The 26,718-nt window shown below is 66.6% G+C and carries 23 protein-coding genes; 11 read left to right on the forward strand and 12 right to left on the reverse strand.

Annotated features, from left to right (window positions below; genetic code table 11):
* Window positions 1–27: 27 nt before the first annotated feature.
* On the reverse strand, window positions 28–972 hold the full coding sequence (locus tag JUB11_RS11830; protein WP_207458747.1) for a LysR substrate-binding domain-containing protein: 945 nt from the start codon (window positions 970–972) through the stop codon (window positions 28–30).
* Window positions 973–1,074: 102 nt separating this feature from the next.
* On the opposite strand from JUB11_RS11830, the gene JUB11_RS11835 reads away from it, so the two are divergent.
* From JUB11_RS11835 to JUB11_RS11850, 4 genes are all read left to right on the forward strand, one after another.
* Window positions 1,075–2,538 (forward strand): catalase, encoded by a 1,464-nt coding sequence (locus tag JUB11_RS11835; RefSeq protein WP_207458748.1) that lies wholly within the window; start codon window positions 1,075–1,077, stop codon window positions 2,536–2,538.
* 299 nt (window positions 2,539–2,837) lie between these two features.
* The gene (locus tag JUB11_RS11840; protein WP_247886998.1) at window positions 2,838–3,977 is read left to right on the forward strand and encodes an ABC transporter substrate-binding protein; all 1,140 of its coding nucleotides are present in this window, start codon (window positions 2,838–2,840) and stop codon (window positions 3,975–3,977) included.
* A gap of 82 nt (window positions 3,978–4,059) precedes the next feature.
* Window positions 4,060–6,186: an ATP-binding protein gene (locus JUB11_RS11845; protein WP_207458750.1), complete on the forward strand. Its 2,127-nt coding sequence runs from the start codon at window positions 4,060–4,062 to the stop codon at window positions 6,184–6,186.
* A gap of 159 nt (window positions 6,187–6,345) precedes the next feature.
* Entirely contained in the window at window positions 6,346–7,986 is a 1,641-nt protein-coding gene (locus tag JUB11_RS11850) for a carboxylesterase family protein (RefSeq protein ID WP_207458751.1), read from the forward strand.
* A 20-nt stretch (window positions 7,987–8,006) separates the two neighbouring features.
* On the opposite strand, the gene JUB11_RS11855 is transcribed toward JUB11_RS11850, so the two are convergent.
* Window positions 8,007–9,050: a HAMP domain-containing sensor histidine kinase gene (locus JUB11_RS11855; RefSeq protein ID WP_207458752.1), complete on the reverse strand. Its 1,044-nt coding sequence runs from the start codon at window positions 9,048–9,050 to the stop codon at window positions 8,007–8,009.
* The gene (locus tag JUB11_RS11860; RefSeq protein ID WP_207458753.1) at window positions 9,047–9,814 is read right to left on the reverse strand and encodes a histidine kinase N-terminal 7TM domain-containing protein; all 768 of its coding nucleotides are present in this window, start codon (window positions 9,812–9,814) and stop codon (window positions 9,047–9,049) included. Before JUB11_RS11860 ends, JUB11_RS11855 begins: the two co-directional genes overlap by 4 nt.
* A gap of 359 nt (window positions 9,815–10,173) precedes the next feature.
* On the opposite strand from JUB11_RS11860, the gene JUB11_RS11865 reads away from it, so the two are divergent.
* On the forward strand, window positions 10,174–11,304 hold the full coding sequence (locus JUB11_RS11865) for a hypothetical protein (protein WP_207458754.1): 1,131 nt from the start codon (window positions 10,174–10,176) through the stop codon (window positions 11,302–11,304).
* Window positions 11,305–11,457: 153 nt separating this feature from the next.
* Here the strand turns inward: JUB11_RS11865 and JUB11_RS11870 are convergent, their stop codons facing one another.
* Together JUB11_RS11870 and JUB11_RS11875 are read right to left on the reverse strand one after the other, a co-directional pair.
* Window positions 11,458–12,951, reverse strand: coding sequence for a DHA2 family efflux MFS transporter permease subunit (locus JUB11_RS11870; protein ID WP_207458755.1), 1,494 nt, complete (start codon window positions 12,949–12,951; stop codon window positions 11,458–11,460).
* Window positions 12,948–13,397 carry a MarR family transcriptional regulator gene (locus JUB11_RS11875; RefSeq protein WP_207458756.1) on the reverse strand — a complete coding sequence of 150 codons (450 nt, stop codon included), beginning with the start codon at window positions 13,395–13,397 and terminating at the stop codon, window positions 12,948–12,950. Before JUB11_RS11875 ends, JUB11_RS11870 begins: the two co-directional genes overlap by 4 nt.
* A gap of 160 nt (window positions 13,398–13,557) precedes the next feature.
* Here JUB11_RS11875 and JUB11_RS11880 point away from each other — a divergent pair, with 160 nt between their 5' ends.
* On the forward strand, window positions 13,558–14,337 hold the full coding sequence (locus JUB11_RS11880) for a hypothetical protein (RefSeq protein WP_207458757.1): 780 nt from the start codon (window positions 13,558–13,560) through the stop codon (window positions 14,335–14,337).
* Here the strand turns inward: JUB11_RS11880 and JUB11_RS11885 are convergent, their stop codons facing one another.
* Window positions 14,338–15,402, reverse strand: coding sequence for an AAA family ATPase (locus JUB11_RS11885; RefSeq protein ID WP_207458758.1), 1,065 nt, complete (start codon window positions 15,400–15,402; stop codon window positions 14,338–14,340).
* A 250-nt stretch (window positions 15,403–15,652) separates the two neighbouring features.
* On the opposite strand from JUB11_RS11885, the gene JUB11_RS11890 reads away from it, so the two are divergent.
* On the forward strand, window positions 15,653–16,531 hold the full coding sequence (locus tag JUB11_RS11890) for an LOG family protein (RefSeq protein WP_207458759.1): 879 nt from the start codon (window positions 15,653–15,655) through the stop codon (window positions 16,529–16,531).
* A 22-nt stretch (window positions 16,532–16,553) separates the two neighbouring features.
* Here JUB11_RS11890 and JUB11_RS11895 read toward each other — a convergent pair whose 3' ends face one another.
* Window positions 16,554–17,327, reverse strand: a complete 774-nt coding sequence (locus JUB11_RS11895; protein WP_348771418.1) for a DUF3750 domain-containing protein — start codon at window positions 17,325–17,327, stop codon at window positions 16,554–16,556.
* Window positions 17,328–17,606: 279 nt separating this feature from the next.
* Here JUB11_RS11895 and JUB11_RS11900 point away from each other — a divergent pair, with 279 nt between their 5' ends.
* Window positions 17,607–18,089, forward strand: a complete 483-nt coding sequence (locus JUB11_RS11900; RefSeq protein WP_207458761.1) for a hypothetical protein — start codon at window positions 17,607–17,609, stop codon at window positions 18,087–18,089.
* Between the two features lie 164 nt (window positions 18,090–18,253).
* On the opposite strand, the gene JUB11_RS11905 is transcribed toward JUB11_RS11900, so the two are convergent.
* The 5 genes from JUB11_RS11905 to JUB11_RS11925 all read right to left on the reverse strand — a co-directional run bounded on the left by JUB11_RS11905 (window position 18,254) and on the right by JUB11_RS11925 (window position 23,071).
* Window positions 18,254–19,285: an anti-sigma factor gene (locus tag JUB11_RS11905; RefSeq protein WP_247887000.1), complete on the reverse strand. Its 1,032-nt coding sequence runs from the start codon at window positions 19,283–19,285 to the stop codon at window positions 18,254–18,256.
* Complete coding sequence (locus tag JUB11_RS11910) at window positions 19,282–19,791, reverse strand: sigma-70 family RNA polymerase sigma factor (protein ID WP_207458762.1); 510 nt, start codon at window positions 19,789–19,791, stop codon at window positions 19,282–19,284. The genes JUB11_RS11905 and JUB11_RS11910 overlap by 4 nt, the downstream gene beginning before the upstream one ends.
* Window positions 19,792–20,032: 241 nt before the next feature.
* The gene (locus JUB11_RS11915) at window positions 20,033–20,413 is read right to left on the reverse strand and encodes a VanZ family protein (RefSeq protein WP_207458763.1); all 381 of its coding nucleotides are present in this window, start codon (window positions 20,411–20,413) and stop codon (window positions 20,033–20,035) included.
* A 123-nt stretch (window positions 20,414–20,536) separates the two neighbouring features.
* On the reverse strand, window positions 20,537–22,462 hold the full coding sequence (locus JUB11_RS11920) for a propionyl-CoA synthetase (RefSeq protein WP_207458764.1): 1,926 nt from the start codon (window positions 22,460–22,462) through the stop codon (window positions 20,537–20,539).
* Between the two features lie 147 nt (window positions 22,463–22,609).
* On the reverse strand, window positions 22,610–23,071 hold the full coding sequence (locus tag JUB11_RS11925; protein WP_207458765.1) for a DUF29 domain-containing protein: 462 nt from the start codon (window positions 23,069–23,071) through the stop codon (window positions 22,610–22,612).
* A 129-nt stretch (window positions 23,072–23,200) separates the two neighbouring features.
* On the opposite strand from JUB11_RS11925, the gene JUB11_RS11930 reads away from it, so the two are divergent.
* The 3 genes from JUB11_RS11930 (at window position 23,201) to JUB11_RS11940 (ending at window position 26,662) form a co-directional block, all read left to right on the forward strand.
* A complete protein-coding gene (locus JUB11_RS11930) occupies window positions 23,201–23,572 on the forward strand; it encodes a hypothetical protein (RefSeq protein ID WP_207458766.1) in 372 nt (123 codons plus the stop codon).
* A 70-nt stretch (window positions 23,573–23,642) separates the two neighbouring features.
* On the forward strand, window positions 23,643–25,448 hold the full coding sequence (locus tag JUB11_RS11935; RefSeq protein WP_207458767.1) for a M3 family oligoendopeptidase: 1,806 nt from the start codon (window positions 23,643–23,645) through the stop codon (window positions 25,446–25,448).
* An 899-nt stretch (window positions 25,449–26,347) separates the two neighbouring features.
* On the forward strand, window positions 26,348–26,662 hold the full coding sequence (locus JUB11_RS11940; protein WP_207458768.1) for a hypothetical protein: 315 nt from the start codon (window positions 26,348–26,350) through the stop codon (window positions 26,660–26,662).
* Window positions 26,663–26,718 lie beyond the last annotated feature (56 nt).

The raw sequence follows: 26,718 nt of genomic DNA on the forward strand, positions 1-26,718 counted from the left end.
CGAGTGTAGGGAGCGCACCCCGCCCCATCAAGCGATGATGGGCTCTCCGGCGCCTGAGGCGGCGGTTTCCAGAGTCCCCGGCGGCGCGTGGCCCCGGATGAGAGCGGCCATCGCCCGGAAGCCGGCGCCGCGCGGGTCGCTCGCGCGCCAGACCAGCCCGACCGTGCGGCCCGGCGGATCGCGGTCGAAGGGGCGGTAGGCGATCAGCCCGCCCATGTCCGTCTGGTTCGCGACGGCGAGCAGGGGCATCAAGGTGTATCCGGCGCCGGCCGCGACCATGTGGCGTAAGGTTTCCAGGCCGGTGGCGTGGCGGGTCCCGCGCCCCTGGCGCCCGCAGAGCGACAGCGCCTGATCGCGCAGGCAGTGCCCTTCCTCCAGCAGAACGAGGTCTCCCGGATCGAGGTCGGCGAGGGCGACGCCGGGAAGCGCCTCCAGCGGGTGGCCGGCGGGGTAGGCGAGCAGGAAGGGTTCGAAGAACAGCGGCTCCGCGGCCAGCCCCTCGTCCTCGGCGGGCAGCGACAGGAAGACGGCGTCCACCCGCCCGTCGCGCAGGTCGGCCAGAAGCCCCTCCGTCCGGCCCTCCGCGAGGCTGAGCTGCACCTCCGGGAAATTCCTGCGGATCGGCGACAGGACGTGGGGAAACAGGTAGGGGCCGAGCGTCTGTATGGCCCCGAGCGTCAGGGGACCGGCAAAGGCGCCCTCCGCCCCGCGCGCAAGGGCGATCAGGCGCTGTGCCTCCTCCAGCACGGTGCGTGCCTGGCGGATCACCGCTTCGCCCTGTGCCGTCGGAAGGACCCGGCGGCTCGTGCGCTCGAACAGCGGAATGCCGAGCAGATCCTCCAGCTTGCGGATCTGCGCGCTGAGCGACGGCTGGCTCACCCCGCAACGTTCCGCCGCGCGGCCGAAATGGCGGTGGTCGGCGACGGCGACGGCGTATTCCAGGTCCCGCAGGGACAGGCCGGCGATGTTCATAGAAGGCGCCTATGGAAGCTGTACGATCAATGAATTGGATGTATCGCAAATCTGAGGCGATAACCAGGGTCAAGCACGGCCTGAACCATAAGGAAACGTTCGATGAGCACCCTGACCACCACCTTCGGCATCCCCGTCGGCGACAACCAGAACTCCCTCACGGCAGGGCCGCGCGGGCCGGTGCTGATGCAGGACTTCCATCTGATCGAGAAGCTCGCCCATTTCAACCGGGAACGCATTCCGGAGCGGGTCGTGCATGCCAAGGGCGCCGGAGCCTACGGCGTCTTCCGCGTCACGGCCGACGTCACCCCCTACACGACGGCCGGCTTCCTGTCCGCGGCCGGCAAGGAGACGGAGGTGTTCCTGCGCTTCTCCACCGTCGGTGGCGAGAAGGGGTCAGCCGACGCCGAGCGCGACCCGCGCGGCTTCGCCGTGAAGTTCTACACGGAAGAGGGCAACTACGACATCGTCGGCAACAACACGCCGGTCTTCTTCGTCCGTGACCCGCTGAAGTTCCCGGACTTCATCCACACGCAAAAGCGCAACCCGGCGACCAACCTGAAGGATCCGACCGCGGTCTGGGACTTCTTCTCCCTGTCGCCGGAAACCTTGCACCAGCTGACCATCCTGTTCAGCGACCGCGGGACGCCGCGCAGCTACCGCCACATGGACGGCTTCTCCAGTCACACCTTCTCCTGGATCAACGCGGCGGGCGAGCGCTTCTGGGTCAAGTACCACTTCAAGACCCGCCAGGGCATCCAGAACTTCACGGCGGAGCAGGCGACCGCCATGGCCGGCATCGATCCGGACCACGCCACCCGCGACCTGTTCGCCTCCATCGAGGACGGCGACTTCCCGGCCTGGACCGTCTCCGTGCAGATCATGCCGGAGCTGGAGGCCGACGGCTATCACGTGAACCCGTTCGACATCACCAAGGTTTGGCCGCACGCCGACTACCCGCTGGTCGAGATCGGCGAGCTTGTGCTGAACCGGAACCCGGAGAACTACTTCGCCGAGGTCGAGCAGGCCGCCTTCAGCCCGGCGAGCGTCGTTCCCGGGATCTCCTTCAGCCCGGACAAGATGCTCCAGGGCCGTCTCTTCGCCTATGCCGACGCGCACCGCTACCGGCTGGGCGGCAACTACGGCCTCCTGCCGGTGAACCGCCCCCACGCCACCAGCGCGGAGAACTACCAGCGCGACGGCGCCATGCGCTTCGACGGCAATGGCGGCGGGCGCCCGAACTACGAGCCGAACAGCTTCGGCGGTCCCGCCCAGCAGCCCGCCAGGGCCGAACCGCCGCTGCGAATCACCGGCGACGCCGCGCGTTACGATCACCGGCAGGGCAACGACGATTACTCCCAGGCCGGCGCGCTGTTCCGGCTGGTCGGTGCCGAGGCCCAGGAGCGGCTGATGGACAACATCGCCGGTTCCCTCGGCCAAGCGCCGGAAGACATCCAGCAGCGGCAGCTCCGCCACTTCCTGGCCGCCGACGCGGCCTACGGCGAAGGCATCGCGAAGCGCCTCGGCCTGACCGTGGCGGCCCGCGAGGCGGTGCCCGCCGAATAATGCGGCATCCTTCTCCAGGCCAACATGGGTGATGGACGCGAAGCTCCGCCGGGCGATGCCGCCCGGCGGAGCTTTTTTGTCGGGTTCGCCCATGCGAACGCGAGCGGAGTGGTGGCACCCATCGGCATATGCCTATCCGATTAGCTTACCTCCCATCCGAAAGGCTGGTACACGCGCGGGTGGATAGCTGCGATACAAGGACGGACGAAGACAAGGAACTCATCCCGGCAGCCCTGTTTCCCGACGCGTTAGGCACAAGAATGCGGAAAATTTTAGGCACGTTATTATCGGTTCTGCTCTTGTCGCTTGCCGTTTCCACCGTCCGGGCGGAGACGAAACCTGTCTACATTGGGCTGGACGGGGAGTTCGGCCTCAGGAACAGCACCTCGGCGGAGTCGATCGAGCGCGGAATCCTCGCCGCCCTGGACGAGATCAACACGGCGGGCGGCGTGCTCGGCGGACGGCCCCTGGCGCTGGTGAAGAAGGAACACCGCTCCATCGCCGCGCGTGGCATCAAGAACATCAAGGAATTCGCCGTAATCCCCGATCTCGTCGCGGTCTTCGGCGGCCGTTTCAGCCCGGTGGTGATCGAGGAGCTTCCGATCCTCAAGGAAACCAAGACGCTGTTCCTGGCCCCCTGGTCTTCCGCCGACGCGATCGTCGACAACGGCATGGTGCCCAACTATTCGTTCCGGCTGTCCCTGCGCGACAGCCTCGCCATGCCCAAGATGTTCGAGTACGCCCGCAAGCGGGGTGCGCGGAAGGTGGGGTTGCTGCTGACGAACACCGCCTGGGGGCGAAGCAATCTCGCCTCGGCGGAACGCCATCTCGATGCCGGCGGCGAGCCGCCGGTCGTCGCGACCGCTTGGTACAACTGGCGCGACAAATCGCTGATCGACAAGTACGAGATGCTGGAACGGGCGGGCGCCGAGGCGATCATCATGGTCGCCAACGACGACGAGGCGGCGGTGCTCGTCCGCGAACTGGCGGCACTGCCCAGGGAACGGCGCCTTCCGCTGATCAGCCATTGGGGCGTGACCGGCGGCGACTTCGTCGGCCAGGCCGGAGAGGCGCTGCGGGAGGTGGATTTCACGGTCATCCAGACCTTCAGCTTCTTCAAGGCGGACAAGGCGATGGTGGACCGCGTCCTCGGGGTCACCGAACGGCTCTTCGGGATCAGGCGGGTGGAGGACATCATCTCGCCCGTCGGCTTCGCCCACGCCTACGACCTGACGCACATTCTGGCGCGCGCCATCGATCTGGCCGGGACGACCGACCGGGCGACGGTGCGCGACGCGCTCGAAAAGGTGGAGAACTACCGCGGCCTCGTGAAGAACTTCGAACGCCCCTTCACGCCGGACCGGCACGAGGCGCTCGGGCCGGAGGAGTTGCTGATGGCCCGCTTCGACCGGCAGGGCGTCCTTGTCCCCGCCGAGTAAAGGCCTGGCCTTGCGCACGGAGCCGGAACGGCGGAGCCTCGCGGGATGGGCCCGCGGCAGCCTCGCGCGCCGGTTCGCCCTGATGTCGGTCCTGTTGTCGGTGGGGCTGGTCTCGATCCTCGGCGGCGGCTTCTACGCCCTGACCCGCCACCAGCTTCTGGAGCAGTACGAGGCATCGCTCCAGGCGAGCGCCACCACGCTGGCCAACCAGACCAACGGGCTCCTCGCCGTGATCACGGACACGATGGCGCGGCTGTCCCAGAATGGGGTTCTGGCGACGGCCCTGGTGGATTCGTCCGGACGCGAAACCTACCTCGTCCCCTTCCTGAACAGCTACCGCTCGATCTCCGGAATTCCGGTTTCGATCACCTTCACGGACTTCGAGGGGGAGGTGATCGCCACGAACGGCGAGCCCGGAATCACCGGCCAGGACATGGCCTGGCTGCGCGCGGCGATCGCGCGGGGAAGCGCTGCCGCCGCCGTCGTTTCGGACAACGGCATCCTGTCCCTGATCGCCGCCGAAATGCTGGTCTACGACCGGACTGAATCGCCGGAGGGCGCCGTCCTCTACAAGGTTCCGCTGGACGCACTGGTGCCCTACGGGGACGCCCGCATCGTCCACGCCGTCTACGGCACGGAACAGGTCCCCTCCGATGACGGCCGCATCGTGGTCGAAATTCCGCTTCAGGTCTCCAACGTCTTGGTGCCGCTGAAGCTCGCGCTGCGCATGACCGCGCCGCCAACCCCCACCGCCGGTCTGTTCCGCTGGATGCTGCCGCTTTATATCGCCGCCGGGCTGCTGGCGATCGGGCTGGTGGCGGTCGCGGGCAGCCGGCTGGCCGGGCGCTATCTCACCCGTTCCCTGCGCGACCTGGAGGAACTGTCCAGCACCATCGTCCGCGACGGCTACAGGGGCCAGCGCGCCGCCGTGCGCGGGCGGGACGAGGTCGCGCGTCTCGCCAACGCGTTCAACCACATGCTCGACGAGCTGAGCGCCGCGCGTCACGAACTGGAAGAGCGCTCCGCCCTGGAAATCGCGGCACAGCGCGACCTTGCCGAGCGGGCGGACGCCGCGCGGTCCGCCATGGAGCGGGCGCGCAACGAGGCCGAGCGCGCGAACGCGGCCAAGACCCGTTTTCTCGCCGCCGCCAGCCACGACCTGCGCCAGCCCGTGCAGTCACTGATGCTGCTGACCTCCGCGCTGGGCGGGAAAATGGCCGGGCGGGAGGACGCGAAGCCCCTGCTCGGGCACATGGAAACCGCTCTCGAAGCCTTGCGGCACCTGCTGGACAGCCTTCTCGACATCTCCAAGCTGGAGGCGGGCGTCATCCAGGCGGAGTTCCAGACGGTCCGCCTGTCCGACCTGCTGAGCCGGCTGGAGGGGGAGTACAACCTGCGCGGGGCGGAAAGCGGAATCGCGGTGCGGGTCGTTCCCTGCACGCTGTCGGTCCGCACCGATCCCGCCCTGCTGGAGCGCATGCTGCGCAACCTGCTGGAGAACGCGTTGCGCTACACGCAGTCCGGCGGGATCCTGATCGGCTGCCGCCGGTCGGGCGGCGCGGTCCGGCTCCAGATCCTGGACACCGGCATCGGCATCCCGCAGGACCAGCTCGACGACATCTTCCAGGAATTCTATCAGGTCGGGAACGCCGGCCGCGAGCGGGAGAAGGGCCTTGGGCTCGGGCTCGCCATCGTGCGGCGGCTGTCGCACCTCCTCCGACACCCGGTGCGCGTGACCTCGGCGGTGGGGAAGGGCTCCTGCTTCTCGGTCGAGCTGCCGCTGGTCGCCACGGCACCGGTGCAGCCTTGCGCCGAAGCGGAGGGGTCCCCGTCGCATGAACGCGGATTTGCCGTCGTGATCGACGACGAGGCGCTGGTGCGTGAGAGCCTCGGATTCCTGATTGAATCCTACGGCTGGCGCGTGCTGATGGCGGATTCCGGGGACGCCGCGCTGTCGAGGCTCTCCGCCACGCCGGAACCTCCCACGCTGGTGATTGCCGATTACCGGCTGGAGAACGGAAAGAGCGGCATCGACGCGGTGCGCCGGCTGCAGGAAACCTATGGCCCGGGGCTTCGCGGGGTCATCCTAACCGGGGACACGGCGCCCGAGCGAATCGCCGAAGCCCAGAGCAGCGGACACCTGATCCTGCACAAGCCGATCTCGGCGGCGGTGCTTCGCGGGGTTCTCGCGGACGCCCATTCCGCCTGATCGGCATCCGCTCGCATGCGGACGTGCGGCAGGGCATAGCCCTCCCGGCCGGCGGAAGCGCTCTCCGCGCCACTGCCGTCCTATGCCGATGATCCTGATTGGTTGAGCCGCGCGGCCTCTACCACAATGGAGGTCATCATTCTGGGAGAGAAACGAGCCATGCCGCGCCTTGCCTTGTCCTTGACCTTGTCACTCCTGGCGACCGTGCCGGCGCTGCTGTCGGCGCAGCCCGGCGCGGCGCAGGCGGCGGAGGCGGCCACAGCCTGCGGCTCGGCCGATGCCGCCGTGGCCTGCACCGAAACGGGCGCCGTGCGCGGCGTCGCCGAAGGCGCCACGCTGGCCTTCAAGGGCATTCCCTACGCCAAGCCCCCCGTCGGCGATCTGCGCTGGCGGCCTCCGCGGCCGGCGGAGGCCTGGAGCGGCGTGCGCGACGGGTCGAAGACCGGCCCGTCCTGTCCGCAGCTGTCCGGGAAGGAGGTCGTCGGGTCGGAAGACTGCCTGACCGTGAATGTCTGGAAGCCCCAGGACACGCCGGCGGCGCAAGGGGCAGGGCAGGCGGCGAAGCGTCCGGTCATGGTCTGGTTCACCGGCGGCGGCAACCATTCGCTGTCCGGGCAAGGGACCGCCCAGTATGGCGGAGTCACCTATGACGGCGAGGCAATGGCAGCGCGCGGCGTGGTCTTCGTCAGCTTCAACTACCGGCTCGGCGCGCTGGGCTTCCTGGCGCACCCGGCGCTCGACGCAGAGCGCACGGAGACGGTGTCCGGCAATTACGGCAGCCTCGATCAGATCGCGCTGCTCGGCTGGGTCCGGCGCAACATCGCGGCCTTCGGCGGCGATCCCGAGCGGGTCACCGTCTTCGGCACCTCGGCCGGCGGCGCCAACATCTGCGCCCTGATGACGGCTCCGGCCGCCAAGGGGCTGTTCGCCTCCGCGTCGATGCAGAGCAGCGTTCCGACAGGCTGTGAACTCCCGACCCTGGCCGAGGCCGAGGCCCGCACCGGAAATCGGGTCGTCTCGGCGCTGGCCTGCGAGGGCGGGAGCGACGTGGCCGCCTGCCTGCGCGGCAAGAGCATGGCGGAGGTGGTGAACGCCGTGCCTGGCACCTTCGGCGTTTTCCCCCGGATCTATGGCCCGAACGTGGACGGCCATGTCTTCCCCCAGCAGCCGATCAGCCGCATCCGCGCCGGCGCGCACGTGCCGGTCATCATCGGAAACAGCGCCGAAGAAACCATGCAGTTCGTCGATGCCGCCGGGCCGGTGACCGACGAGGCCGGCTACGCCGCCGCCGTGGAAAGGATTTTCGGTTCGAAGGCGCGCGGCGCCGTGCTCGCCCGCTATCCCGCGACCCGCTACGGGAGCCCGCGCCGCGCGCTTGTGCAGGCGACCACCGACGCCCTCTTCACCTGCACCAGCCGCCGCGTGGCGCGCGCCATCGCGGACGCCCAGACGAAGCCGGTCTTCCGCTACCTGTTCGCCCACACGCTTGAAAACGACCCGGCCTTCAAGGCTGCGGGCATCAACCACACGATCGAGCACCCCTTCTTCTACGCCTGGAAGGGCAAGTACCAGCCGACGGCGGACGACCTCGCGATCCAGCGCCTCATGCTCGCCTCCTGGACCAACCTGGCGAGGGCTGGAAACCCGAACGGCGCGGGCGCTCCCTCCTGGCCGGCCGTCGCGGCGGGCGCCGACACGCTGCTGACCATCGGCGCGGCGTCGGCGACCGCGGGGCAGGGTCCGGCCGAGGCGAACTGCGGTTTCTGGGACGGCATCGAGCTGCCGGCACCGCATCTCTGATCCCGTGGGCGGCTACGCGTTCACGCCGCCTCGGCGAGGACGGCGGGCAGCAGCAGCGTGAAGCTGCTGCCCAGCCCGAGCGTGCTGGTCACCCGGACATCGCCCCCGTGCAGCCGCGCGATCCGCCGGACCACGTTCAGCCCGACACCACTGCCCGATGCCGTACCGGCGTTGGAGGCCCGGAAATAGCGGTCGAAGATCCGCCCGATCTCATCCTCGGCGATCCCCACGCCGGAATCGCGGACCGTGATCTGAACCCCGTCCGCGCCGTAGCCGCAATGAACCGCCACGGTCGTCCCTGCGGGCGAGTATTTGACGGCGTTGCTCAACAGGTTGTCCAAGGCCATCGCGAGCAGCGCCGGATCGCCGACCAGGGCCGGGGGCGGCCCCGGATCGGAGGTCAGGACGATGTCATGGTCCGGGGCGTGCAGGCGATGGAAGGCTGCGGCGTTCTCCAGCAGATCCGACAGGGCCACCGGCTCCTCGCGGAGGCGCAGCCCTTCGTCGTTCAGACGCTCGTCGGCCAGGCAGGTCTCGATGACCGCGACCTGCCGCCGCACGGCCTGCCGGATCGTCTCCAGCCGGGGCAGGAAGTCCGGGGCTGTCTTTTCCGCCTTGAACAGCAGCATCTGTGCCGCGCTGTCGATCACGGCCAGCGGCGTCTTGAACTCGTGCGCGGCCATGGACAGGAACTGGTTCAGCTCCCGCCGCGCGGACTGCTCCGCGGCCAGCAGGGATTCCGCGCGTTCGCGGGCGGCGGCCAGGGCGGAGACGCTCGCCTCCAGCCGCTCCTCCGCCAGTTTCCGGTTGGTGATGTCGCGGAACAGCAGGAGTTGCCCGGCCGCGCGGGCGCCAAGCGCAAGCGGAACGCGCCGGACCTCGTAATGCCGTTCCGGCGAACCGACGACGATGTCATCGGCCAAGGCCCCGGTGCCATTGCCGGCACGGGCGAGCAGGGGAGCGAGGGCACGTTCCAGGTAGGGCAGGGCGCCGAGCGGCTGGCCGACCGGCGAGGCGGCATCGCCGACGAGATCGCGCGCGGCCGGATTCGCCTCCACGATCATGCCCCGAGGACCGGGTCCGGCGACACGTCGAGCAACAGGCCCCGCGCGACCGGCACCAGCTCGAAGAGCCTGCGTCGCTGGACCAGCCAGTGAAAGACGCATCCCATGACGATCAGCGCGAAAGGCGTTCCATCGAAGCCGAACAGGGTCAACGTGCCGGTCAGATAGCCGGCGTTCGCCATCCAGGGGATCAGCATCGCCGCGAGGAAGCCGAGATAATGGCTGCGGTAGGCCGCCGGCGCCCGGGTGACCGCCATGATGACGATGACGAGGCTCGCCATCATCTGCACGTAGATGGCGGTGGTCGCCATGTAGAAATAGGCGCCATGCTCGTAGACCAGCGGCGCGCCAGCATCGGCCGTCGCAGGAACCGCGCTCAGATACATGAGGTGATGGGCGTCGTTGGTCAGCCCGACGGCCCAGCTCACCAGCGCGAAGACGGCCAGCGCATGAAACCAGCCGCGCCGGGCGCCGCCTTGCGTGTAGGACCAGACGAACATGGCCCAGAGGCCGGGCGCGGAGGCGATGCCGATCCAGGCCATCTTCGCCCAGAAAAGCTTGGCCTCCGGGCTGATCACATGATTCTCGACGGCGGCGGCGGAGGTCCACCAGACGGCGGCAAGCTGCATGCCGATGAAGCTGGCCCGGCCCGGAAAGGGAGTGCGCCGCCAGCAGCGCCAGACCAGCCAGAGCGCCACGGCCACGCCCGCGCCAAGCGGCAGTTCGGGAGCATGCCAGCCAAACAGGGACGGCGAGAAATCCATCGCAATCAGTCACTCGTCAAAACCTGCCGGCAGCATAGGCCAGATCAACCGAAAGGGGTAGAACCCTTCGCTCCGCTCACGCGCAATGAAAATCATATAAGATGGATTATGGAAAAACCTGTGGGTACATCGCCCATGTCAGGAACGTCCAATACCCAACCACTCTGGACATTTAAGCCATGTTGCTGACGGGCTTACCCTAAGTCTGTCAGATGGCCCGTTGACCATGTTCAGGTCCGGCGAAGGAGTCGCTTGACGCCGCGTCTTTAAACCCTCCCCGAATCACCAGTTCCAGGATCGGTTGCGAGTTTGGTATTCTCAATCCATGCATATTGTCGTGCACGAACGAGGGCGACTCCATGAGCAGCGCACACAATGATGTTATAAAGTTCGATATTCGCCCCATTCATACACTGAATTCCCGTGGCAATATTCAGCTAGAGGTTGCCAGCGAAGTGGTGTCTGGCAACACAATTAGCATGCTCTCTTATATTCAATGGCTTCGATCTGAAGTTGAGGAAGCTCTTACGCGAAAGGGTATCAACTATTCCGATCTTCGGTCCACTCTAGAGCCGCAGACACATCGGCGAGAAATCGCTCTTGTTTTTGATACTGAGCACAATAACGGCTGGTATGGCTGGGAAATTTTTAATGAAGTGATCCCGCTTTTTGATAAAGGCAGCAAGCATAGTGTGCTGGCTGGAGATTATTTACCCCTTGATGGTCTTAGCAAAGCCGTTCTTCTTGATGCTATGGAAGAAGCCGTTAATTTGGTGCGCAGCACTACAGCGCATTACGTCAACCAGTATTTCATTGTTTATATAAACAATTTGACGGACGCAATGGTAAGTAAATTTGACAATAACCTAAGAAATTATAGGCCATACATTGGCATGGCCGACATGACCTATGGTTCGAAGTTTAAGCATTTGCTATCATTCATGCTGCCAGACGCCTTCATCAAACATGGTAAGATTATAATTCAGGGATGTGAAAACGACTCATATGATGATGTAGATTACAATACTAAGGGCTGGGCTTTTGAGGAGAATGGATATGTCTGCCGCAGTATTCGAGACGAATTATATGGAACGCTTCTTTCATACAAAATTGAAAGACCGATTCTCCGGGGCGCAGACATAGATACATTTATGTCGCTAAACTCTATTGAGCTGCATCCCGTTCCTATTGATGATTTTAAGATTGAACTCGCCGCCGCTAAGGCTGAATATATCCGCAATCACAACGCTTCTGCATCTGCACTTTCAGGAATCAATTTGCTCAGCGACGACGCCTTAAAGGAGCTAATCAGAGAGAAAATTCGAGGAAGCTATATATACCACATGTCATACTTGTACGAGCATGATGTGAGGAAGTTTAATGTTATGATTGAGATTGTACCTCCGCATAATGGAAGACCAGTACGCATGCGCGCTTCTCTTGAATATAAACCGTCGGATGGTTGCTTGAGGGTTATCACGCTGTATTGAAAAAATGTAGATAATTTCTATATGCGCGTGCAAATCGGAAAGAAAAGTCATTGCAGTGTACGTTTTATTAAAAATTGCATCACAAAAGCACGCGCGTTTTCCGCAGCGCGCCCTAGGATGATTTCAAGTTCGGCTTAAGCTGGGGTCGCGTGGTCACCCGGCCCCAGTTGGCCTGTCCACCCGGCCGCTCCGGTGCAGCCGCCACAAAGGCACCAATGCGACGGCGAACAGCACGGCCAGAACCCAGAAGGCGGTCTCATACGCGCCATGGCCGGTCACGCCGGCCTGATCCTCGCCGCGCGCCACCAGGATTGCCAGCAGATTCACCCCGGCGGCACCGCCGAATTGGCGCGCGAAGTTGATGGCACCAGAGCCCTGCGGAACCAGCGGGCGTTCCAGCAGGCGCAGCGCGCCGGCCGTCGTGGGCGTCATCATCAGCCCAAGCCCGACACGGCCGACCAGCGTCCAGACGACCAGCGCCGTGATGCCGGCGCCGGCCGCGACCTCCCAGGCCAGCAACCCACCGGACAGCAGGCACAGCAGCGTGCCCGAGGCCAGCACGGTGGTCGGCGCCAGTCGGTCGGTCAGCAGCCCCGCGACCGGAAAGGTCGCCGCCATCGCCAGCCCGGCCGGCATCAGCATGAGCCCGGCGGCCGACGCCGTTAGGCCATGTTCATGCTGGACGAAGACCGGCAGAAGATAGGTCGATCCGAAAAGCCCGGCCCCGATGCTCATGGAGATGAGGAAGGCGCTGCCGAATCCCTTGCAGCGGAAGATCCGCAGGTTCAGCAAGGGCTGCCGCGCCATCGCTTCCCAGAACAGGAACGCCACGGCAAGCGCCGCAGCACCCAGCAGCCCCGCGAGGATCAGCCCGTCGTCCCAGCCGCGCCTTTCGCCGTTCGCAAGGCTCCACAGCATCGTGGTGACGGACGCCGCGAGCATCAGCAATCCTGCGAAGTCGAGGCGCGGACGCGGCTGGCTCCGGTCTCGCCCGCGCAGGAAAACCCACGCCAGCGCCAATGCCGCCAGAGCCGGCAAAGGGATCATCAGGAAAATGGCCCGCCAGGAATAGGCATCCACCAGCATGCCGCCGATGACCGGGCCGACCGCCGGACCGAGCACCACTCCGAGCCCGTAGATGCCCATGCCGCGGCCGCGTTCGGCGGGCGGAAAGACCTCGTAGAGGATGACCATGCCCAACGGCTGAACGATCCCGGCCATGGCGCCCTGCAGCACGCGGGCGGCGACCAGCAGTTCGAACACCGGGCTCAGGCCGCCGACGACCGAGGCAACCAGAAAGACGGCCATCGCGCCGGTGTAGGTGGCGCGCGGCCCGAAGGCGTTCACCGCCCAGGCGTTCACGAGCATCGCCGAGGCCATGGCGGCCAGGAAGCCGGTCGCCAGCCACTGCGTCTGATCATGACCGACGCCGAAGCCGCGCATGATGTCCGGAAAGGCGACGTTCACGATGGTGGACGTCATGGCCATGGACAGGGTGCCGAGAATGACCGTCAGCGTCGCCAGCCACTTGTAGCGGGGACCGTGACGTTCGAAGAGCCGGGCGACCTGGGCGTCCGCCCCGGTGCCGGGTGTGCCCTGCCCGTCCCTGCCCGCCTCGTCCCGTGCCTTCGGCTCGGCAGGGCTCAAGTCCGGTCCTCCGCCCTGCCACGGATCCGCGTCAGCATGTCGGCGAGCGCCTCCACCTCCTCCGATTTCAGATCCGACAGAAGTTCGCGCCGCAGGTCGGCGGCGATCGTTTCGATCTGCTTCAGCAGGTCGCGGGCGCGCGGGCGCAGATGGATGCGCTTGCTGCGGCGGTCGTCGGTGCAGGCGCGCCGTTCGACCCAGTCATCCGCCTCCAGCCGGTCGAGCAGCCGCACGAGCGTCGGCCCCTCGACCCCCAGCCGTTCGGCGAGGTCACGCTGGGTGATGTTCTCCTCCGCCCGGCCGAGGATCATCAGCGCCCGCCATTTCGCCTGGCTGAGCCCGAGCGGCCGCAGGCGCTTGTCGAGCGCGATCCGCCAGCTGTGGGCCGTCTCGTGCAGAAGGATGCCGATGACGTCGGCCGCCTGTCGTTCATTGGAATTCGTCATCGCCGAGGCGGCCTCCCTGTGCATCAATTAGCATGCTACAAATTCGCCTCGGGGGCGGTCAAGGTCGGGACATGGCTCCGGCGGACGAGCCGCTTGGCAATCCGGCTTCGTCCGGTGAACACTGAGGCGCAGCCACGAACAACGCAGGCAGGAAGCCTTCATGTCCGAATCGACCAACCCCGCCCCGGTGCGTATTGCCCCGATTCGCGTCGCCCCGATTCGCATCGCCATGTGGTCCGGCCCGCGCAACATCTCGACCGCCATGATGCGGGCCTGGGAGAACCGGCCCGACACGGCGGTGGTGGACGAGCCCTTCTACGCCTGCTACCTCGCGGCGACGGGGCTCGACCATCCCGGACGGGAGGAGGTGCTGGCGAGCCAACCGACGGACTGGCGCGCCGTGGCGGCGTCGCTGACGGAGGAGCCGGTGCCGGGCGGGCGGGCCGTCTTCTACCAGAAGCACATGACCCACCACATGCTGCCGGAGATCGGGTTGGAGTGGCTGAACGGGGTGCGCAGCGCCTTCCTGATCCGCGATCCGGCGGAGGTGGTCGCCTCCTACATCCAGCGGCGCGGCTCCGTCACGCTCGAGGACATCGGGGTGGTCCGCCAGGCGGAGCTGTTCGACCGGGTCGCCGACCGGCTCGGCAGCGCGCCGCCGGTCATCGAGGCGCGCGACGTGCTGGCCGATCCGGAGGCGGCGCTGGACCGTCTCTGCGCCGCGCTGGGCGTGCCCTTCACGACCGCCATGCTGAGCTGGCCGGCGGGGCGGCGCGCGACGGACGGCGTGTGGGCGCCGCACTGGTACAGATCGGTGGAGGCCTCGACCGGGTTCGGCGCCCTGCCCCCGCCATCCCCGCCCCTGCCCGGCGATCTGGCGCGGGTCGCCGATGCCGCCCGCCCCTATTACGAGCGGCTCAGGGCTTGGCGGCTGGCCTGATCAGGGACCGCCCTGCGCGAGGACGGAGCCCAGGAGCGGAGCCCCGGCGAAGGCGCCCAGGAGGAATCCCGCGACCAGCCCGACCAGCCCGGCGGCGATGACGGCGCCCCGGCTCCGGCCGCCCTGCCCGGCCGTGCCGCCGGGGCCGTCGTCCGAATCCACGTTTCCGCGCGCCCGCTCGGTGCCGCTGTAGGACGCGTCGTTGTCCGCGTGCCATTGGCGGATGCGGTCCTGCGCCTTCGCCAGTTCGGCGTCCGACGCGACCTTGCCGCGACCGGCGACGACCTCCGATGCCAGGGCCAGGAAGCGGGTGGTGGTCTTGCCTTCCGGGTTGAAGATCATCGCCGGCATGCGGCGGTAGGTCGCCTTCACCACGTCGATGTCGTAGGCGATGGCGGTGCGGAACAGCAGTTCCGGGCATTCCGCCCGCAGCTGCGTCAGCGATTCCCGCCCGATCTCGTCGTTGGTCACCGACAGCATCAGGACGCCGGCGACGTCCAGCGCGGGGTTCATGCCGTTCTGGATGTGCTCGACGACGGACAGGGTCCGCTTCAGCCCGTCCAGCGCGTAGCGGCCGGGGAAAACCGGCAGCACCAGCCGGTCGGCCGCCGCGAGCGCGCCGGCCGCGAGATGGCCCAGCGCCGGCGGGCAGTCGATGACGATGTAATCCGGCGGGTTGCGCGAGAAGTGCAGCGCCCGGCGCAGCCCCCGCTGCGAGCCGCCACGGTTGTCCAGCGCGTGCTCCAGGGAATAGAGCTTTCGCGCGCCGATGATCATGGACAGCCCGTCGAAGGCGGTCGGCGTCACCGCGTCCTCCACGAAGGCGTCCTGGTTCAGCAGGTCGTGGATCCCGACCTCGGCCTTTTCCTTCAGGAGGAAATTGCTGGTGGCACTGCTCTGCGGGTCGAAATCGATGAGGACGACCTTCTTGCCGAGCGCGGCCAGGCCGATCGCGAGATTGACCGAGGTGGTCGTCTTTCCGACGCCGCCCTTCTGGTTGTAGACCGCCAGGATGGTCGGCTGCCGCGTCTCCGGCCCGTCGAAGACGTCTTCGTGGCTCTGCATGTCGGTTCCGCTTCCTCGTTCTGCGACTGGGCCGCGGCTGCTCCGACCGGCCGCCCGTTTCTCCGCGCCCGGCCCGGGGGCGCGATGGCTGGAACTATGCGGTTCGGCGAGGCTGGAGCAAAGCCTCGCGTCGCGGTACCCCGCGGTCTAGTCCGAGGGTATAGCGCGCAACCCGGTTATCAAGCTGCTACATTTTGAAACGGGGCTGGAGCCGAAACGGTCCGGTCCCGCCATCGATCAGGAGCAGGACATGTTCAGCCGCACGCCAAACCATGAATCGAAGAGCTATTCACTCGCCTTCGAGGACAGCGAATTTCTCCTCAGCGAGTCGATGCGCGGCGTGCGCTTCATGCTCGAATACAGCAAGCCGGAGGAATATCTGAAGGCCTGGGGCGTGCGCTCCACCATCGTGGCCTTCGGCAGCGCCCGCGTGCCCTCGCCGGAGATGGCGGAGAAGATGCTGGCCGAGGCTCGCACCCCGGAGGAGAAGAAGCGCGCCGAGCTGCGCGCCGGCCAGGTCTCCTGGTACGAGGAGGCGCGTCGCTTCGGCCGCATCGTGTCGGAGCGCGGCGGCGCGCTGGCGCCGTCAATCGACGGCAAGCGCGACAACGTCATCGCCACCGGCGGCGGGCCGGGCCTGATGGAGGCCGCGAACCGTGGCGCCAACGAGGCGGGCGCGCCGAGCATCGGCTTCAACATCAGCCTGCCGCACGAACAGTATCCGAACCCCTACAGCACCCCGGACCTCACCTTCCGCTTCCACTATTTCGCGATCCGGAAGATGCATCTGGCCATGCGGGCGAATGGCCTCGCGGTGTTCCCCGGCGGATTCGGCACCTTCGACGAGGCGTTCGAGATCCTGAACCTGCGCAACACCAACAAGGCCTCGCCTCTGCCCATCGTGCTGGTCGGCAGCCAGTACTGGAACGAGGTGGTGAATTTCCGCGCGCTGGCCGACCACGGGATGATCAGCCCGGAGGACCTGAACCTGTTCGAGATCGTGGACACGGCCGAGGAAGCCTGGGAAGCGATGGTCCGCCGGGGCCTGAAGCGCGGCAGCCCGTCGCTCGGACCCTCGGGCACCGGCCAGACCGCCGCCGAGGATGTTGCGGACGAGGCCGGCGGCTGAGGAGGACGGCCGCCGCGGCGGATCAGCCCGGCGGCGTGACGGACGGCTCCACCGTGGCGGCCGTCCGCACGCCGAACCGGCCGATCCCCGGCAGCTTGACGGCGAGGTCTAGGAGGTCGACGCCGAAGGTCATGCCGAGCAGGTTCACCTCGATCCCCTCCTCCTTCGCCAGGAGCAGTCCGGCCAGCCCGAACAGGCTGATCTGCCAGCCCGTGCCGCTCGGCGCCCGTGCGATCAGGCCGCTGCCGAGATAATCCTTGCCCAGCGCGGTCGAAGGCAGGTCGAGCCGCAGTTCCGGCACGGCGCGGCCGACCCAAGCGGCGAAGGTGTTGCTGTTGGGGCCGGGCCAGATCCGGTATTCCCCGGCGTAGGGATAGCTGCGGACGGCTGCCTCGATCTTGGGGATCGCCGCCTCCGCCGCAGGCCCGCGCAGTTCGGCCAGCAGGTCCGGCATGGATCCGAACCAGCGCCCGTCGGGATCGCGGCCGCTGGTGACCACACCCGGCATGCCGCGGTAGACCCGCCAGCCGATGACCTCATGGACGGTGTAGGAGGAGGCACCCGCCGGCTTCACGGCGAACCAGGGATGCACGCCGAACGCGCCGCGCCAGGACAGGGCGCGCGCCGCGTAGACCTGCACCACGGCCTCCGGCGTGGTCGCCGGATCGGGAGCCAGCCCGGCGGGGCTGCGGTCGGCGGTGGACCAGTGGACGCCGAGCGCCACCGTGCCCGAGGCAATGACGAAAGCCGGCCCGGCAAGCAGCAGGGCCAGCAGCATGAGGCTGATCCAAAGCACTTTCAAGGAGGCTCCACCTTTCCCGCGGCACCACGGAACGATAGCACCTCCGGCGTTCTCCCCGTGTGGAACAAAGGAGAACATGTTCCTGTGGCAAGCTTATGGCGGCTGAGGCCGGCCTCAGTGCGGCATGCGCGTTGACGCGCGGCGCCTCCCTCCCGCACACATCGGCAGCGCGACGCATTTGCACCAGCGCTTTGGCTTGCTTACCTATTTTTCATATATCTAGAGTAATACGACCTTGCAGATCAGCAACTTCAACGCTTGAAAGGTGCCGGGATGAAATTCGGGATTAAAGCGCTCATTCTTTCCGCGGTCGCTGGTGCCGCCATGTCCGTCATGAGCACGGGCGCACAGGCCGCCAATGTGACCCTCTGCTTCGCCAATGCCGTTCCGAACGTGGCGTTGGGCTCCTCGGTCGAGGGCGTGGAAAACGCCATCGTGATCACCGACACGAACGGCAATCCGCTTTTCAAGGCCGACAATTATTATGGCAACGGAGCCGGCGGCTACTGGGCGTCCACCCTGCCCACCACCGTCACCCTGCCGGCGGGCTGCAGCGTCTTCTACTTCATGACCAAGTCGGCGCCGCCGAACGCCAGCAACAGCTGGATGTGCAACAACCCGAACGCCGCGCTCGGCACGAACGTGACGACGGTGACCGGTTCGTTGGCCGCGCTGCAAACCGGGTACGTCATCATTCCCGCCACGCCGAATGCGGCGCCCACCGGGTCCGACGCCGCCTGTCCCCCCGGCTACTGAGCGCGATGCCGGGTTGAAGGTGCGGTTTCGCCGCCTCCCGGGAGAAACGGCGAAACAGCGCCTGAAGCAACGAAGGCCATGCACCTCCATCGGGGTGCATGGCCTTCTTCCATACGAAAACTCCTCGATCCTGGTCCGCCCGCGATCCGGCCGGGCGGAGGATGTCAGCTCCCTTTGCCAGGATGCGTGTCGCTGACCGGCTGCACGCCATTCTGCTCCGGCGGCTGGCCCTGCGTCCGCTGGTCCCTGTGCGGCTCGGGCTGCCCAGGCTGCTGCGGCGGCTGCCCTTGCGGCGGGGCCGGCGGCTGTTGCTGCTGAGGTGCCGGCGGTTGGACCTGGGGCGGGGCCGGCGGCGGGTTGGGGCGCGAGCGGACGTCGTTGTAGACCGCCTGCGAGACCTGAAGCAGTTCCTCCTTCGAGAGGCGGCCGATCAGCGCGTAGGCGAGCGAGCCCTCCACCCAATAGAAGGTCGCCACGTCGCCGTTCTGGGCAAAGCTGAAGCTGGTTTCCTGGCCGGACTGCGGCGCCACGAACAGGGTGATGCGCTTGTTCTGGTCGTTGGCGTACATGTACTGGGCGCCGGCCCCGCGGTTGATCGGCATGGATCGGCCGCCGATCAGACGGTACCCGACGCGCGACAGGTCCGGGCCGAACACGTCGCGGCCGACGCGCTGGGACAGCCAGTTGTTCAGCTCGTTCTGGTTGTCCGCCCCCATCTCGACCTGGAAGCGCTCGTCGGATGTGTAGAAGCGGTGGGCCTGGGTTGCTTCCTCGGCGAAGGCCTTCAGGTTCTGCTGCTGTTGCGGCGGCACCGCCTGCTGCTGCTGGGCGACGTTCACGGGGGCGGGCGCACCCCGCCCGAAATAGCCGCCCGTCGCACCGGCGACGACCAGCGCCACGGCGGCGGCCATGCGCACCCAGGGACGCGCGTGCCAGACCGGGCGGTTGTCGTTGAAGGCCAGCCGGCCCTTCAGCTTGTCGGTCAGGTCCTGGGACGGATCGCTCAGCGGTTCGCGGAGGACGGAGTCGAACACCTCGTGCAGCAGAACGGTCTGGGCGCGGTAATCCTCCACGCGCCGCAGCGCGTCGGGGTCGTCGGCCAGCCATCGCTCCACCGCGAGACGCCGGTCGCCATCCAGTTGCCCGTCCACATAGGCGTGCAGTTCGTCTTCCGTCACCCGTCGCGCGTTCATCATTTCACCCGCCTGAGGGTTGTCGAACCCTCGTTCGCCAGCTTCGCCCTGACCGCCTCGCGCGCCCGTGACAGGCGCGACATGACGGTCCCGATCGGCACGCCGAGCAGCTCGGCGACCTCGTCGTATTTCAGGCCCTCCAGCGCGACGAGCAGCAGGACCTTCCGCTGCTCCTCGGGCAGATCGTCGATGGCGCGCATCATCTCGCGAGCCTCGACGCGCTCCTCCTGCCGTGCCGGGGTCACCAGCCGCGACTCGACCGAGTCGACATCGACTTCGTCGGGCCGCGCGGCCTTGGAGCGGACCTGATTGACGTGGACGTTGTGCAGGATGGTGAAAAGCCACGCCCGCAGGTTCGTCCCCGCCTTGAAGCTGTCGGCACGCGCCACCGCGCGCGTCAACGCTTCCTGCACCAGGTCCTCGGCGTCCGTGCGGTTGCGCAGCAATGCCCGCGCATAGCGGCGCAACGACGCAATGTGGACTTCCAGCTCGACCCCGAAATTGCTCAACCGCGCACCCGATCGGTTCGATGCTCCACGAAACCCGTGGGCCATCTACAGGTAGGAACACGCAGCGTCGCTTCCCAGGACAAGCCTTCAAGGCCTGGTCTTGCCTGGATGAACGCGCCACGCCGATCCTTTATTCCAGAGTTTGATGCCGATGCAGCAAAATTTCGGCAGAAAAGCGGCGGGGCCTTGAATGCGGGCGCAACAGAGACACTGGAGGCCCTGGAAAGCCGTCCTTTCCCGGTCAGTTGCGGACCAGTTTCGACAAGAAGGGCAGCATCACTTCCACGGCGGCTACACCCACCCCGATGCCGATTATGTCGCCAAGGAGATCGTTGAGGCTGGCTGAGCGTCCCGGCACCATGGACTGGCCGATCTCGATGAGAGCGCCGAGGCCCGTGAGCGCGAGCACGGCCAGGAGGAGCCATCGGCGGCTGGTCCTTGCCAGGGCCGCGAGGCCGCCCAGGACGGCGAAGGCCAGGATGTGGACGATCTTGTCGGCGTGATAGGCGCTGGGCGGCGTCAATTTCGGCTGGAGCGCCGCCCAGAAGGCGAAACAAGCTGCGGCAATGAGCAGTGCTGCGGCAAGGCGGCGGATATTGGGCGCGCGGAGCAGCTCGTCCATGAGGTCTCTCGATCGGAATGCAAGACTGTAAGTTAAGTGCGGATGCTGCGGCGCGGGAAGGCGCATCGGTGTGACCACCCATGGGGGATATCACACCCACGACGCCCTCCTCGTCCGGGCGGATCAGAAGGCCGCCGGCTGGTCCTTCGCGTAGCCGAGCGTGCGGAGCGCCTCGGCGATCTCCGGCAGGATGGCCGGATCGTCGATGGTCGCGGGCATGCGGTAGTCCTGCGCGTCGGCGATCTTCTGCATCGTGCCGCGAAGAATCTTGCCCGACCGGGTCTTCGGCAGCCGCTCGACCACGACGGCGCGCTTGAAGTCCGCGACGGGGCCGATACGGTCGCGGACCAGCGCCACCACCTCCCGCACGATCTCCTCGCGCGGGCGCGAGACGCCGGCCTTGAGGCAGAGAAGCCCCAAGGGCACCTGCCCCTTCAGGGAGTCCGCCACGCCGATGACCGCGCATTCGGCCACGTCCTTGTGGGAGGCCAGGATCTCCTCCATCGCGCCGGTGGAGAGGCGATGACCCGCCACGTTGATGATGTCGTCGGTCCGGGCCATGATGTGGACGTAGCCGTCCTCGTCGATGAAACCGGCGTCGCCCGTCTGGTAGAAGCCCGGGAAGTCGGACAGGTAGGCCTTCCGGAAACGGTCGTCGGCGTTCCAAAGGGTCGGCAGCGCGCCGGGCGGCAGCGGCAGCCGGATGCAGATGGACCCGATGTCGCCGCGCGGCACCTCCCTCTGTTCGGCGTCCAGCACGCGGACGTCCCAGCCGGGCATCGGGCGCGTCGCGGAGCCGTGCTTGATCGGGAATTGCTGGATGCCCAGCGGGTTGCCGGAAATCGGCCAGCCGGTTTCGGTCTGCCACCAGTGATCGACAACCGGCACGCCGAGATTGTCCTCCGCCCAGCGCACCGTGTCGGGGTCGGACCGCTCGCCCGCCAGGAACAGCGCGCGCAGGCCTGACAGGTCGTGCCGCTTCAGCAGCGCCGCCTCGGGATCCTCGCGCTTGATGGCGCGGAAGGCTGTCGGGGCCGTGAAGAAGGTGCAGACCTTGTGCTGCTGGATGACGCGCCAGAAGGCGCCGGCGTCGGGCGTGCCGACGGGCTTGCCCTCATAGACGACCGTCGTGCTGCCGTTCATCAGCGGCGCGTAGACGATGTAGGAGTGGCCGACCACCCAGCCGACGTCCGAGGCGGTCCAGAACACCTCCCCCGGCTTCACGTCGTAGAGGTTCCGCATCGTCCACATCAGTGCCACGGCGTGGCCGCCGTTGTCGCGCACCACGCCCTTCGGCTGGCCGGTGGTGCCGGACGTATAGAGAATATAGAGCGGGTCGGTCGCGGCGACCGGAACGCACTCCGCCGGTTCGGCCGAGGCCATGGCCTCCACCCAGTCCAGGTCCCGGCCCGCCCGCATCTCCGCCACGGCCTGCGGCCGCTGGAAGACGATCACGCTGTCCGGCTTGTTCGCCGCCGCTTCGATGGCCGCGTCGAGCATCGGCTTGTAGGCCACGGTGCGCGTCGGCTCGATCCCGCAGGAGGCCGTCACGATGACCTTGGGCTTCGCATCGTCGATGCGCGTCGCCAGCTCGTTCGGGGCGAAGCCGCCGAACACGACGGAATGAACGGCGCCGAGCCGCGCACAGGCCAGCATGGCGATGACCGCCTGCGGGATCATGGGCATGTAGAGGATGACGCGGTCGCCCTTCTCAACCCCGCGCGCGCGCAGGGCGCCCGCGAGGCGGGACACCTGGTCCAGAAGCTCACGGTAGGTCAGGGTCGTCACGCTGCCCGTCACGGGGCTGTCGTGGATGATGGCGGCCTGATCGCCGCGCCCGCCTTCCACATGGCGGTCCACCGCGTTGTAACAGCTGTTCAGCACCCCGCCCGTGAACCAGCGGTAGAAGGGCGCCCGGCTGTCGTCCAGCACCTCGTCCCAGCGCTTGATCCAGCTGACCGCTTCGGCCGCCTCCGCCCAAAAGCCCTCCGGGTCGGACAGGGAACGGGCGTAGAGCGGATCGTAGAGCGGGCTGTCGTTGCGGGTCATGGCGGCGCCTTTTTCTTATTGGGTTTGGTGCGTTTCCTCCCGGCTGCCCGCCCTTTGACAAGGCGCGCGGCGGACGCCCATTGTGCGCCCAACAAACCGTCCGCGCAAATCGACGATGGTCGAAGGGGATGCCACGGGAGGACGCGTTCAGGCACCCGGCCAGAAGGACGGATCCATGATGGATTCCGCGCCATAGGGGCAGATCTGCGGAAAGGCGTTTGGCGGAAGGCCCGTTTCGGCAGCTGCCTGTTCGACCGCATCGGTGTAAACGGCCGGATCGGCGGCGAGGTCGGCGAACCAGCGGCGCAGGCTTGGACTCTCCTCGATCGTGTCGCGGATTCGGCGGCGCTGCTCGACGATGCTGCCCCTCCAGCTTCCCGATCTCATGGCGGGCTGGAACTCGTGCTTGAGGAGATGGACAAGCAGGACGACCAGCCGGTTGCGCAGTTCCCGCCGCTCGCTCCGCACCATGACGTCCAGCTCTTCCGCCAAGTTCTCCAGATCGAGCGCGCCGGACCGGCCGGCACGCGCAAGCGCCGCCTGGTTTTCCAGCCAGGCTAGCCGGTCCACGTCATAGAGGGGAGCCTGTTTCAGGATCGCCTTGTTCATGACCGTACCTCCCGGTTCCGCGCATCGCAGAGCCTAACATGGAATCCGGGCGGTGAAGACGCCTTCGCAGGTTTGAAAGCCCCGCCCTTGTCTCTGGCGTTGTGCCGGTCCGGACGCTATGCATGCGCCATGTCGCCCGACCGTCCCATCGCCGGAATCCGCCCCATCCTGTCCGTTGTTCATCCGAACGGCGAGAGGCTGATCGTCGCGCGCCTCACCAACGTCGGCGGCTCCAGCCAGTCGAACCGCTTCCTGCTGCGCCGCGCGGATTTCAAGGCGCCCTGGCCGCAGCCGGACAAGGGCTATTTCGGTTATGCCGAGGTGGCGCGCGCGCTGGACGCCAACGGCTGGCGCGGCTGCGGGATCGAGGCGATGCCCTCCGCCGACCTGGAAGAGCGGCGCACCCGCCAGCTTGCCCGCAAGAAGCTGCACCTGCAATGCGTGGAGGCGGCGATCCGGCGCGTCCAGGACATCGAGGCCCAGGACGCGTCCGGCGGCTGAGGCCGCGTTCCAATCTTTTCCGGGGCGCCCGGCGCGCTTATATCCTCCTGACGATCAACGGAGGATGTTCATGACCCGCAGCGCCGCCCTGGCAAGCACCGAAAGCCCTGAACTGGGCACCCTTCCCGGCTGGGACCTGAGCGACCTCTATCCCGGCATGGATTCGGCCGAGCTGAAGGCGGATCTCACGAAGATGGAGGAGGCGTCCAAGGCCTTCGCCGCGGCCTACGCCGGCAAGCTCGCCGAACTGGAGGGCGCCCGTTTCGCCGAGGCGATCCGGGAATATGAGCGGATCGACGAGGTCCTGTCGCGGATCATGTCCTTCGCCGGCCTGGTCTACAACGGCAACATGACCGACGCCTCCATCGCGCAGTTCTACCAGTCGATGCAGGAACGGGTCAGCGCCATCTCCACCGACCTGATCTTCTTCACGCTGGAGATCAACCGGCTGGAGGAGCAGGCGCTCCAGGCCAAGCTGTCCGCCTCGCCGGAGCTGGCGCATTACGGCCCGTGGCTGCGCGACGTGCGGCTCTATCGCGAGCATCAGCTCTCCGACGAGATGGAGAAGCTGCTGCACGAGAAGTACGTGGCCGGGCGCGCCGCCTGGAACCGCCTGTTCGACGAGACCATTGCGACCCTGCGCTTCACCATCGGCGGCAAGGAGCTGTCCTGCGCCGAGGCACTGAACAAGCTGTCCGACCGCGACCCGGCGGTGCGCAAGGAAGCGGGCCAGGTCGTCGGCAAGGTGATGGGCGACAACATCCGCCTCTTCGCGCTGGTCACCAACACGCTCGCCAAGGACAAGGAGATCGAGGACAAGTGGCGCAACTACCCGACGCCCACCTCGGCCCGCAACCTGTCCAACCGCGTCGAGGACGAGGTGGTGGACGCGCTGGTGACGGCGGTGAAGTCCGCCTATCCGGATCTGTCGCACCGCTATTACGCGATGAAGGCGAAGTGGTTCGGCCAGGAGCATCTGGATTACTGGGATCGCAACGCCCCCCTGCCGAACGACGCCGACCGCAGCATCCGCTGGGACGAGGCGCGCGACATCGTGCTGAGCGCCTACGGCCGCTTCTCCCCGGAGCTGGCGAGCATCGGCAAGCGCTTCTTCGACAACGCCTGGATCGACGCGCCGGTGCGCCCGGGCAAGGCGCCGGGCGCCTTCGCGCACCCCACCGTGCCGAGCGTTCACCCCTATCTTCTGGTGAACTACCAGGGCAAGACGCGCGACGTCATGACGCTGGCGCATGAGTTGGGGCACGGCGTGCACCAGATCCTCGCCGGCAGCCAGGGCCACCTGATGTCCGACACGCCGCTGACGCTGGCGGAAACGGCGTCGGTGTTCGGCGAGATGCTGACCTTCCGCTCGCTGCTGGCGGCGGAGACCGATCCGAAGCGCCGCAAGATCATGCTGGCGACCAAGGTCGAGGACATGCTGAACACGGTGGTCCGTCAGATCGCCTTTTTCGATTTCGAGCGCCGCGTCCACACCGAGCGCCGTGAAAGCGAACTGACGCCGGAGCGTCTGGGCGAGATCTGGATGTCGGTGCAGACGGAAAGCCTGGGTCCGGCGCTGCGCTTCGACGAGGGCTACCGGAACTACTGGTCCTACATCCCGCACTTCATCCATTCGCCCTTCTACGTCTACGCCTACGCCTTCGGCGATTGCCTGGTGAACTCGCTCTACGCGGTCTACCAGGACGCAGAGCAGGGCTTCGCGGAGAAATACCTGAAGATGCTGTCGGCCGGCGGCACGCTGCGCCACCAGGATCTGCTGGCCCCCTTCGGGCTGGACGCCTCCGACCCGGCCTTCTGGCAGAAGGGCCTGGGCGTCATCCGGGGCTTCGTGGACGAGCTGGAAAAGATGGACTGATCCGGGCCCATCCGGCCGGCTCCATCATGTAGCCACTTCCAACGTGCACCGGGGCGGTGGCCTCCGGTGCACGTTGCCCCCTCGCCGCGCGGGGTTGCGCGGCCACTCCTTGGCCCACCCGACCGTTCCGCCTCGCAACTGGCAGGGCATGCGGCGAACCGCTGTCCGGGGGCTATCACCATTTCCCGCAGGGTCATTGACGGCACGCGGGCAAGAACAGCCTGGCGTGGAGGACAGCCCTTTGCGGTCGCAGCCTTGGCACGCATAAGAATGCGGACCGACAGCTTCGCAGCCTCTTCCCGTATGCACGCTCAATAACAGACATATTTATTATTGGTTTTACTTCCTTCAGCGGAGCGCCTCTCCCATCGTTTCGTTGGCGGGCCGCCCAACATTCCGGCGGAAGGGCAGTTTTCTGCGGATTTTCGAGCCATGGAGCGTGCAAAGATGTTTGCAGCGCAAACAAGTTGTGATCGCCACCGTTCGTGTGTCGAGATAATGATCCAGATCAAAAAATGCTTTCCGTTTCGGCAAGGGATTCCTTGCAGATTACGGAGATAAGAAACTTATTGCCTCGATGCAGGATCGGAAATGAGCTAATTTATTGCTTTATGTTTCACAGAATCAGCTATCAGTGAACGAAAACACCAAAAGGTTGCTTTTTAGCCAAACGCTCAACATGTTCGAACGGCTGATTATAGCGGCCTATCAACAAATATTCACCGTTTTGAAACGCCTTTTGTCTTTTGTGCTCTGCGAAATACTTGCTATGTTGTCTTCACGCTCCTTGATGGATCGTTGGAAAGAGCAGCCTGGGTCTTTGATCCGGAGCGCCTTTCTAGGATCGAGAGCGGCTCGTCCGGTAGCTTCTCCGGTCATTTTTTCGAAGGGTTTGAATCATGCGTAAGAACATCGCCATCCTCGTTGCCGCCGCCGCGCTGATCGCCGTGCAGGCTCCCGCCCTCGCCGGTGAGACCACGGTCGCCCGCCCGCTGCACGCCCGCCTGATCGCCGCCCCGACCTATGCTGCCTTCTCCGACGCGTCGCGCCTCGTCGCGGTGAAGCCGGTTCAGACCGCCTCGACCGTCGCTCCGGCCGCCGTCGCCCGTCCGCTGCATGCCCGCCTGATCGCCACCCCGACCTACGCGGCCTTCGCCGACGCGACCAAGCTGCGCGTCCGCAACGACAACGAGTTCGCGATGCTGCCGCGCTGACACGTCTCCGGCCTACCCGGCCGGACACAACGTCAACGCTTGCCGGACCGGGGATG

The sequence above is a fragment of the Azospirillum sp. SYSU D00513 genome (assembly GCF_017356015.1).
GTDB lineage: Bacteria > Pseudomonadota > Alphaproteobacteria > Azospirillales > Azospirillaceae > Azospirillum.